This is a genomic window from Sphingomonas bacterium (assembly GCF_903644055.1).
Taxonomy (GTDB): Bacteria; Pseudomonadota; Alphaproteobacteria; order Sphingomonadales; family Sphingomonadaceae; genus Sphingomonas_I.
On the sequence record NZ_CAHJXD010000067.1, the window covers coordinates 1 to 7,759 of the forward strand.

At 68.9% G+C, this 7,759-nt stretch carries 6 protein-coding genes; 4 read left to right on the top strand and 2 right to left on the bottom strand.

Annotated features, from left to right (window positions below; translation table 11 throughout):
* The coding region (locus HUU94_RS02775; RefSeq protein ID WP_174273596.1) for a DEAD/DEAH box helicase at positions 1-362 on the bottom strand (362 nt) is incomplete at its 3' end.
* 125 nt (positions 363-487) lie between these two features.
* On the opposite strand from HUU94_RS02775, the gene HUU94_RS02780 reads away from it, so the two are divergent.
* The 4 genes from HUU94_RS02780 to HUU94_RS02795 all read left to right on the top strand — a co-directional run bounded on the left by HUU94_RS02780 (position 488) and on the right by HUU94_RS02795 (position 6,358).
* Positions 488-1,897, top strand: coding sequence for an amino acid permease (locus HUU94_RS02780; RefSeq protein WP_174273597.1), 1,410 nt, complete (start codon positions 488-490; stop codon positions 1,895-1,897).
* Positions 1,898-1,959: 62 nt separating this feature from the next.
* Positions 1,960-2,691: a ParA family protein gene (locus HUU94_RS02785; protein ID WP_174273598.1), complete on the top strand. Its 732-nt coding sequence runs from the start codon at positions 1,960-1,962 to the stop codon at positions 2,689-2,691.
* Positions 2,692-2,798: 107 nt separating this feature from the next.
* The gene (locus tag HUU94_RS02790; RefSeq protein WP_174273599.1) at positions 2,799-5,261 is read left to right on the top strand and encodes a TonB-dependent receptor; all 2,463 of its coding nucleotides are present in this window, start codon (positions 2,799-2,801) and stop codon (positions 5,259-5,261) included.
* Positions 5,261-6,358 (top strand): glycerophosphodiester phosphodiesterase family protein, encoded by a 1,098-nt coding sequence (locus HUU94_RS02795; protein WP_174273600.1) that lies wholly within the window; start codon positions 5,261-5,263, stop codon positions 6,356-6,358. The genes HUU94_RS02790 and HUU94_RS02795 overlap by 1 nt, the downstream gene beginning before the upstream one ends.
* Positions 6,359-6,427: 69 nt before the next feature.
* Here HUU94_RS02795 and HUU94_RS02800 read toward each other — a convergent pair.
* On the bottom strand, positions 6,428-7,759 hold a 1,332-nt coding region (locus HUU94_RS02800; RefSeq protein ID WP_174273601.1), incomplete at its 5' end, for an L-glutamate gamma-semialdehyde dehydrogenase.

Consider the following 7,759-nt stretch of genomic DNA (forward strand, 5'->3'; position numbering starts at 1 on the left):
TGGCCGAGCGCGCGCCGTTCGCGCGACGCGTCCATGCCGCCGACGCAGGTCGCGATCCGCGCGCCCGCCTTGGCATAGAGCCATTCGAGCTCGCGGCTGACCTGCAACGCCAGCTCGCGCGTCGGCGCGATCACCAGCGCGCGCAGCGCGGTGGCGGGCGGCACCTTGCCATCCTCGAACAGGGCATCGGCCATCGCCATGCCGAACGCGATCGTCTTGCCCGATCCCGTCTGTGCGGAAACGATGAGATCGCGGCCTTCCGCCTGCGGCTCGAGCACGGCGGCCTGAACGGGCGTGGGCGAGGCATAGCCGCGCGCGGCGAGCGCCTCGGAAAGAAGCGGCGGGAGTTTCGAGAAGGGCATGAGGCGCCCAGATGGGGGGAATCGCGCCCGGGCACAAGGCCGGGGGCCGCTCGACTTGGTCTTTGCGGCTGCTACATCCGACGCATCACCCTTCCCGCGGCGCGGGCAACGATCGGAGAAGGCCCATGTTCGGACCCCGCATCTCGCTCGACGCGCTGATCCGGCCGGACAAGCAGCATCGCCTCGCCAAGACGCTCTCCTGGCCGCACCTGATCGCGCTCGGCGTCGGCGCGATCGTCGGCACGGGCATCTATACGCTGACCGCCGTCGGCGCCGAGCGCGCGGGGCCGGCGGTGATCCTCGCCTTCGCGATCGCGGGCGCGGTCTGCGCGTGCGCGGCGCTCGCTTATGCCGAGCTGGCGACGATGATCCCGGCGGCCGGCAGCGCTTATACGTTCAGCTATGCCGCGCTCGGCGAGGTGGCGGCGTGGGTCGTCGGGTGGAGCCTGATCCTCGAATATTCGCTGGCCTGCTCGACGGTGGCGGTCGGCTGGTCGGGCTATCTGATGGGGTGGATCGGCGCGGCGGGCTTTCATCTGCCGCAGGCCTTGCTGGTCGGCCCCTCGGGCGGCGGCGTGGTCAATCTCCCGGCGGTGGCGGTGACGCTGACGGTGATGGGAATGCTGATCGCGGGCACGCGGGAAAGCGCCACGCTCAACATCGTCCTCGTCGTCATCAAGCTGGTCGCGCTGGCAATGTTCGTCGCGTTCGCGCTGCCCGCGTTCGACCGCGCCAACCTCCACCCCTTCATGCCCTACGGCTTCGGCAGCACCGAGACGGGCGGGATGAAGCGCGGCGTGATGGCGGCGGCGGCAATCGTCTTCTTCGCATTCTACGGCTTCGACGCGGTGGCGACCTCGGCCGAGGAAGCGCGCAATCCGGGGCGGGACCTGACGATCGGCATCGTCGGATCGATGCTGGTCTGCACCGCCATCTACATGCTGGTGGCGGTCGCGGCGCTCGGCGCGCTGCCGTTCCGAACGCTCGGCGATTCGCCCGAACCGCTGGCGCTGGTGTTGCGGACGCTCGCGCATCCGATGGCCGCGCATCTGATCGCGCTGGCGGCGGTGATCGCCCTGCCCTCGGTGATCCTGGTCTTCATGTATGGCCAGAGCCGCATCTTCTTCGTGATGGCGCGCGACGGGCTGCTGCCGCGCGGCCTGGCCAGGGTCAGCGCGCGCACCGGCGCGCCGACGCTGATCACCCTGCTGACCGGCATCGCGATCGCGATCATCGCGGGACTGTTCCGGCTCGACGAGATCGCCGAGCTCGCCAATGCCGGCACGCTGCTGGCCTTCATCGCGGTCGGCGCCTGCCTGATGGTGCTGCGCAAGCGCGCGCCGGAGATGCCGCGGCTGTTCCGCTGCCCGGCGCCTTATGCCGTCGGCACGCTGGCGATCCTCGGCTGCCTCTACCTGCTCGCCAGCCTGCCGACGATGACGATCGTCCGCTTCCTGATCTGGAACGCGATCGGCCTTGCGGTCTATCTGCTTTACGGCCGCCGATCGAGCGGGGTGCGGGCGGGATTGACATGACAGAGCCGCCGTTCGTCGCTTAACCTCCGCCTCGCGGCACACCGCCCGCAGGGGAATTCGGCATGGCGACGCTAGCGGTCTACAGTTCCAAGGGCGGCGTCGGGAAGACGAGCCTGGCGGTGAATCTCGCCTGGGCGGCGGCGACGCTTTCCAGCCGCAGGACCTTGCTGTGGGATCTGGACGCGCAAGGAGCAGCGAGCTTCATCCTCGCGCCCGACCGGACGAACGCGCACGAGGCGAGCGCGGTGATCGAGCGCGACGTATCGCCCGAGAAACTGATCGTGCCGACCGGCGTCGCGGGGCTTGACCTCCTTCCCGCCGATGCCTCGCTGCGCACGCTCGATCTTCAGTTCGCCGAGCTCGGCGCGAAGAAGCGGCTGCAACGGATCGGCGATGTGCTCGCCAGGCGCTACGATCGGATCGTCATCGATTGCCCGCCGGGGCTGGGGCTGACCGCCGAACAGGTGATCCGCAGCGCGTCGCTGATCCTGCTGCCGCTGATCCCCTCGGCGCTCTCGACGCGCGCCGCCGACGAGCTTCGCCGCCATCTCGACAGCCGCAAGGCCTCGCCGCCGGTGCTGGCGGTGTTCAACCTCGTCGATCGGCGGCGCGCGTCGCACCGCGCCGCGCTGGCGGCGGCGCCCGATCAGCCCGCGATCCCGATGGCGACGGCGGTCGAGCAGATGGCCGATCGCCACGCACCGCTGGGCGCCTACGCCCCGCGCAGCCCGGCGGCCGTCGCGATCGCGGACCTGTGGCGCATCGTGGAGCGCGCGCTGGTCAAACACGGCTAGGCACACCCGCGATGTTGTCATCGCGGTGCAACCGATCTGACGCGAAACCCTCATGATCCCCCGGCAAAGCGCCGCTTCCGCACCGCGGAACGACGATGGGGGAAATGATGATCCGAACCACAACCAGCCTGCTGGCGCTCGCCGGCGCGCTTTCGATCGCCGGCTTGGCGCATGCCGAGGACGCCCCCGTCGCCCCCGCCCCCGACGCTGCCCTCGACGCGGCCGCGACCGACGATGCGGCGGGATCGATCGTCGTTACCGGGCGGCGCACGCGATCGGTCGCGGAAATCCAGGGCCCCGAGGTTCAGAAGATCCTGCCCGGCATCAGCCCGTTGAAGGCGATCCAGACGCTTCCCGGCGTCACCTACCTCACCGCCGATCCCTGGGGAAACAACGAGCAGAACATCTCGCTGTTCATCCACGGCTTCAACCAGCAGCAGCTCGGCTACACGCTCGATGGCGTGCCGCTCGGCGATCAGCAATACGGCAATTTCAACGGCCTCTCGCCGCAGCGCGCGATCATCTCCGAAGATGTCGGCCGCGTCACGCTGGCGAGCGGCGCCGGCGATCTCGGCACGCCTTCCACCAGCAATCTCGGCGGCACGATCGATACCTTCTCCAGCGATCCCGCGAAGGATCGCGGCGTCACGATCGAGCAGGTGTTCGGCAGCTATTCGGCGTTCCGCACCTATGCGCGGATCGACAGCGGCAGCTTCGGCGCGGGCAACCGCTTCTTCGTGTCGGGGGTGCGGCAGGATGCGCGCGCCTGGGACTTCAACGGCCACCAGGGCGGCTATCAGGCTGACGCCAAGTTCGTCCACGAGGATGTCACGGGCAGGCTGACCGGCTATTTCGTCTATTCGGACAAGACCGAGCCCAACGAGGATGCGACCGTCGTCAATCCGACGCGGGTGATCGCCAGCACCGGCCAGACCCAGGCGCGCGCCAACGTGCCCTACACCCGCCCTTTCTTCTACCCCGATTTCGCGGGCGCCGAGGCTTATTATCCCACCGCCGCCAACGGCTTCGCTGGATCGCCCGCCTATCTCGCCGCGGGCGACAATTACCGCAATTATTACAGCGACGCGCAGCGCACCGATTATCTCGGCTACCTCAAATATGAGTGGACGATCAGCGACCGGATCAGTTGGTCCAACCAGGTCTATTATCATCATAACGACGGTGTCGGAGTCGTCGCCGGGCCGATCTCGGCGGCGGGGCTGCCCACGCTCTTCTCTTTCTATTACCCCAACCCCGCCGGAGGGGTCGCGACCTCGCCCGCGAACCTCGCGCGGCTTTCGGGCATCTTCGGCGGCTCCGGACTCGCGTCGCGGACCACCGAATATCGCATCGATCGCGGCGGCCTGATCTCGACGCTGCGGGTGGCGCTCGGCAACCATCAGATCGAGCTCGGCGGCTGGTACGAGAACCAGAGCTCGTCGGCCTACCGCCGCTGGTATGCGGTCGACGTCAACAATCCGAGCTCGCCCTACACGCGCCCGCGCGATTACGAGCAGCCGCTGATCACCCAATATGGCAGCGAGGTCCGCGTCCAGGAATATCAGGCGCACATCCAGGACGCCTGGCGCATCCTGCCGTCGCTGACGCTGCAGGCGGGCTTCAAGAGCGAATTCCAGGAGGCGCATCAGCGCATACCGGTGCAGCCGATCCCGGGCTCGTTCACGGGCTCGCGCGAATTGCCCGTGGGCGACATCAACACGCACCGCATCTTCCTGCCGCAGGTCGGCGCGATCTGGGACGCGACCGGAAACGAGCAGCTTTTCGTCAACGCGCAGAAGAACATGCGCCAGTTCCAGACGAGCGCCGCCGCCGGCCTTTCGCCCTTCGCGCTGGGCAGCCAGACATTGTTCGATTTCTTCAAGGCCAACACCAAGCCCGAAACGAGCTGGACCTACGAGGCGGGCGTGCGCACGCACCACAGCCTGTCGCTGGGGCCGATCACCGCCTTCGAGGGCCAGTTCAGCTACTATCACGTCGATTTCAAGAACCGCCTGCTCGGCATCAGCCCGACGACGACGATCACCGCGATCGTCAGCGGTGCGACCATCCTCCAGAATGTCGGCGCGGTGAAGACCGACGGCTTCGATCTCGCGGGGACGCTCCACTTCGGCCCGCATTTCTCGCTTTACGATGCGGTGTCGTACAACCGCTCGCGCTTTCAGGACGATTATCTCAACGGCGCGACGCTGGTGCCGACCGCGGGCAAGAACGTGCCGGGATCGCCCGACTGGCTCAACAAGACGGTGGCGACGCTGGACGTCGGCATGTTCGACGTGCAATTGATCGGCGACTATATCGGGCGGCGTTATGCGACCTTCACCAACGATCTCTCGGTGCCCGGCTATCTCACTTTGTCGGCGCGGATCGGCGCGGATATTCCGCTCGGGCCCAACGCCTTCGTGAGGAAGCTCAACGTCAGCGTCAACGTGACCAACCTCACCGACAAGAAGGCCTCCTCGACGCTGTCGATCGGCGCGGCATCGGGCACCTATAATTTCTTCCCGCTGGCGCCGCGCCAGGTGTTCGGCACCGTGCGGTTCGGATTCTGATGGCGGAGGTGACGCGGCGGGGCGTGCTGGCGGGCGGCGCGGCGGCCGCGCTCGCCGGCGGGATCGCCTATACCGAGACGCCGCGCGAAAAGGTGCTGGTGTTCGGGCATCGCGGCGCGCCCGCGCTGCGGCCCGAGCATACGCTCGCCTCCTATGCCAAGGCGATCGACGACGGCGCCGATTATATCGAGCCCGATCTGTGCTGCACCCAGGATGGCGTGCTAATCGCGCGGCACGAGAACAATATCGCCGGCACCACCGACGTCGCCAAGCACCCCGAGTTCGCGGACCGCAGGACCGAGAAGACCGTCGACGGCCAGAAGCAGGCCGGCTGGTTCGTCGAGGATTTCACACTCGCCGAGCTGAAGCGGCTGAAGGCGATCGAGCGGCTGCCGCAGATCCGCCCCGCCAATGCGACGATGGACGGCCAGTTCGACGTGCCGACCTGGGCCGAGATCGTCGATTTCACCGCCGCCGAGGCCGCGACTCGCGGGCGGACGATCGGGCTGGTGCCCGAGCTCAAGCATTCGACCTATTTCCGGGGGATCGGCCTGCCGCTCGAGGATCGCTTCCTCGCCAGCCTCGCCGCCAGCCCCTATCTTCGGCGCGCGCCGGTGGAAGTGCAGTCGTTCGAGATCGCCAATCTGCGCCTGCTGCGCGCCAGGCTCGGTCGTCCCGCCAACCTGCGGCTGATGCAGTTGGTAGAGCCCGCCGCGGGCAAGCCCGCCGACGTCGTCGCTGCGGGGAGCGGCCCGAGCTTCGCCGAAATGGTGACGCCCGCCGGCCTCGCCGAAGTCGCGCACTACGCCGATGTCATCGCACCGCCGACCCGCGCGATCATCCCGCTGGGGGCCGACGGCCGCCTCGGCAGGCCGACCCCGTTGGTCGCCGATGCGCATCGCGCCGGGCTGCTCGTCCACGTCTGGACCTTCCGGCCCGAGAACAGTTTCCTCGCCGCCGATTTTCGCGACGGCGGCGGCCCCGCCGCGCGCAACCCGGCGGGATCGATCCGCGAAATCCGCGCCTATCTCGCCACTGGGATCGACGGCTTCTTCACCGACGACCCCGCGATCGGGCGTAGCGCGCTTCTGGACTGAGGCACTCACTCTCCCCGTCACCCCGGGCTTGACCCGGGGTGACGAGCGGACGTTGATGGGGCGAGGACCTTAAAGCCCGAGCAGCGCCGGATCGCCGCCCTGCGCCGCCGTGTTGACCGAGATCGCGCGCTCGGTCGCGTAGCGGAGCAAGGCGTGGGGGCCGCCCGCCTTGGGCCCCGTCCCGGAAAGTCCCTCGCCCCCGAACGGCTGCACGCCAACCACCGCGCCGATGATCGATCGGTTCACATAGACGTTGCCCGCGGGCACCAGCGCGCGGATGCGCCGCTCGAAGCTTTCCAGCCGGCTGTGAATGCCGAGCGTGAGACCATAGCCGCGATCCGCCAGCGCGCGCGCCACCGTCTCCAGCTCTCCGGCGCGATAGCGATAGACGTGGAGGATCGGCCCGAACACCTCGCGCTCCAGGAAGTCAGGGCGCGGCACCTCGGCCAGCACCGGGCCGAAATAATGGCTCTCCCGCCCGCCCGTCTCGAGCCGACGGACGATGCGCGCTTCGGCGGTCAGGCGGGCGAGATGCTTCTCCAGCGCCGCCTTGGCGTCGGCGTCGATCACCGGGCCGACATCGGTCGCGGGATCGGCGGGATCGCCGATCCGCAGCACGTCCATAGCGCCGGCGATCGCGGCGATCGTCGCCTCCGCCGATTCCTCCGGCACGAACAGCATGCGCAGCGCCGAGCAGCGCTGCCCCGCCGATCCGAACGCCGATACGATGACATCGTCGACCAGTTGCTCGCGCAGGGCGGTGGTATCGGCGAACATGCCGTTGAGCCCGCCCGTCTCGGCGATCAGCGGCACGATCGGTCCGTCGCGCGCCGCGAGCCGGCGGTTGATCGCCCATGCCGTTTCGGTGCCGCCGGTGAAGGCGACTCCGTCGATTCCCCCGTGCCCGACCAGCGCGGCGCCCACCGTTCCGCCGTCCCCCGGCAGCAATGCGAGGACGTCGCCCGGCAGCCCGGCGCGGTGGAACAGCCGCACCGCCTCCGCCGCGACCAAGGGCGTCTGTTCGGCGGGCTTGGCGATCACGCTATTGCCGGCCGCCAGCGCCGCTGTGACCTGCCCGGTGAAGATCGCCAGCGGAAAATTCCACGGGCTGATGCACAGGAAGACGCCGCGCCCGTGCAGCTCCAGCACATTGGTCTCGCCCACCGGCCCGGCCATCGGCTGTGGCGCGCCGAACTGGCGCTCGGCGAGCGCGGCGTAATAGCGGCAGAAGTCGATCGCCTCGCGCACCTCGCCGACGCCGTCGTCCAGCGTCTTGCCCGCCTCGCGCGCGAGCAGCGCCACCAGCCGATCCATCGCGCCCTCCAGCGCATCGGCCATCGCACGCAGCACGGTTGCGCGGCCACCGCCGCCGCGCGCGTCCCACGCGGGCTGCGCGGCGCG

What these genes read in the sequence shown, in the direction of transcription:
- HUU94_RS02780 (WP_174273597.1), top strand. Translation starts at nt 488, where the DNA reads ATGTTCGGACCCCGCATCTCGCTCGACGCGCTGATCCGGCCGGACAAG.
- HUU94_RS02785 (WP_174273598.1), top strand. Translation starts at nt 1,960, where the DNA reads ATGGCGACGCTAGCGGTCTACAGTTCCAAGGGCGGCGTCGGGAAGACG.
- HUU94_RS02790 (WP_174273599.1), top strand. Translation starts at nt 2,799, where the DNA reads ATGATCCGAACCACAACCAGCCTGCTGGCGCTCGCCGGCGCGCTTTCG.
- HUU94_RS02795 (WP_174273600.1), top strand. Translation starts at nt 5,261, where the DNA reads ATGGCGGAGGTGACGCGGCGGGGCGTGCTGGCGGGCGGCGCGGCGGCC.